The sequence below is a fragment of the Nonomuraea turcica genome, from assembly GCF_030718205.1.
Taxonomy (GTDB): domain Bacteria; phylum Actinomycetota; class Actinomycetes; order Streptosporangiales; family Streptosporangiaceae; genus Nonomuraea.
Genome location: NZ_JAUZQF010000075.1, coordinates 1 through 2,146 on the forward strand (window position 1 = coordinate 1; position 2,146 = coordinate 2,146).

A 2,146-nucleotide genomic window follows, 5' to 3' on the forward strand; every position below is an offset into this window, starting at 1 on the left:
GAAATAAGGCGTTGCTTTTCGATCTTGAACTCGTTGACTTGGTATGGGCATACCGAGCAAGGTCCGCGATCAGCTCGTCTCGCGGTTCAGGGTGCTGTTTCCGCATTTGAACGAGCGACAGCGGCGTCTGGTGATGGGGCAGGAGGCTCGCCTGCTCGGACATGTTGGGGTGCGGACGGTGGCGGCGGTGGCCGGAGTGTCCGAAACTACGGTCCGCACCGGGGTGTTCGAGCTGGAGGCCGGCGAGGATCCGCTGCCGGACGGCCGCGTCCGTCGTTGTGGTGGAGGTCGCAAGGCCGCCGAAACTCAGAACCCAGAGCTGATGCCAACACTGCTGGCGCTGGTGGGGCCGGATGAGCGCGGGGATCCGATGTCGCCGCTGCGCTGGACCACCAAGTCGCTGCGCGATCTGGCCCAAGAGCTGACCAGGCAGGGCCATCCAGTATCGGCGCCGACGGTGGGCCGGCTGTTGAAGAAACAAGGCTTCAGTCTGCAGGCCAATGCCAAGACGCTGGAAGGCAAGCAGCACCCGGACCGGGACGCGCAATTCCATTACATCAACGAGCAGGTCAAGGCCCATCAGGCGGACGGCGAGCCGGTGATCAGCGTGGACACGAAGAAGAAGGAGCATCTGGGCGATCTGCCGAACGCCGGCCGGCAGCGGCGGCCCAAGGGCGATCCGGTTCGGGTCGAGGACCACAGCTTCTTCTTCACCGGCCCGGACGTGCCGCACGCAATCCCGTACGGGATCTACGACTTGGTCAACGACACGGGCTGGGTGAACGTCGGGATCGATCACGACACCTCGGCGTTCGCGGTGGAGTCGATCCGGCGCTGGTGGCGCGGCCGCGGCAGCCTGGACTACCCGAACGCGAACCGGCTGCTGATCACGGCGGACTGCGGCGGCTCCAACAGCTATCGCTACCGGTTATGGAAGGCCGAACTGGCCGACTTCGCCGCCGAGACCGGGCTGGCGGTGACCGTCTGCCACTTTCCGCCCGGCACCAGCAAGTGGAACAAGATAGAGCACCGGCTGTTCTCGCACATCACCATGAACTGGCGCGGCAGGCCCCTGACCAGCCACGAGGTCGTGGTCAACAGCATCGCCGCGACCCGCACCCGCACCGGGCTGACCGTCGCGGCCGAACTGGACACCAACGCCTACCCGCTGGGCGTGTCGGTGTCCGCCGAGCGGATGAGCATGCTGCCGATCGTCCCGCATACCGAGCGCGGCGCCTGGAACTACACGATCGGCCCGGCAGACGGCAACCCGCACCCACCCGTATGCGACGACCGGGCGAGCATCCGGTCGGAAAGCCTGCACGCCCTGGCCGACCCCCGGCTGACCGGGATGAGCCGAGAGGAGCTGAACGAGCTGGCTGCGTCTTTGGCCTCGGATCAGGCGGCCCTGGCCGAGCAGCGCAACTTCGAAATCCGCGGTGGCCCACGCCGACAGGCCAAGGCCAACCACGGACGCCCCCTGCTCACCGACGCCGACAAGGTCCTGATCGCCATCGTTTATCTCCGCCAGATCTGCTCCCAGCGCGTCCTGTCGGAGATGCTCGAGATCAGCCAGCCCCCGATCGGTCAAGCGGTCACCGAGACCGGCAAGCTACTGGCCGCCCGCAAACTCAAGATCGACCCCACCGTGCTGCGCTTCACCAGCGCCGGTGCGCTCCGTGACTTCCTGGACAGCAACACCGTCCCGACACGACCGAACCGGCTGGCGCTGCTCGGAGATCCGGCACTGACCGGGATGAGCCGCCCGGAACTGGCCGCACTGATTGAGCGGCTGTCGCTGCGGCAGGCCGCCGAGGCCGAGCAGCGCAAGCATCTCCAGCGCGGCGGTGACCGGCAGGCCGGCGCCCGCGGAGGCATCTTCCAGGAGAAAATCACCGACGCCGAGCGCGTCCTGGCGGTCATCCTCGGCATGCGCAAAGTCTGCACCTGGGAGGTCGTAGCCGAACTGTTTCAAGTGAGCCGACGAACTATCGGCAACGCGAAGATCTGGGTCCGCCCGCTGCTGGAGGAGACCGGCTACGCCGTCACCCGATCCGCAACCCGATACTCCAGCGCCGACGCGCTCCTGAACGCCATCACACCGCACGACGACGTCCCACGTGTCACAGAATCGACACCTTGATTT

The 2,146-nt window shown here is 66.5% G+C and carries 1 protein-coding gene; it reads left to right on the forward strand.

Annotation, left to right across the window (positions count from 1 at the left end; all coding sequences use genetic code 11):
* The first annotated feature begins 43 nt into the window (after window positions 1-43).
* Entirely contained in the window at window positions 44-2,143 is a 2,100-nt protein-coding gene (locus Q9G87_RS60210) for an ISAzo13 family transposase (protein WP_305925670.1), read from the forward strand.
* Window positions 2,144-2,146: the final 3 nt, after the last annotated feature.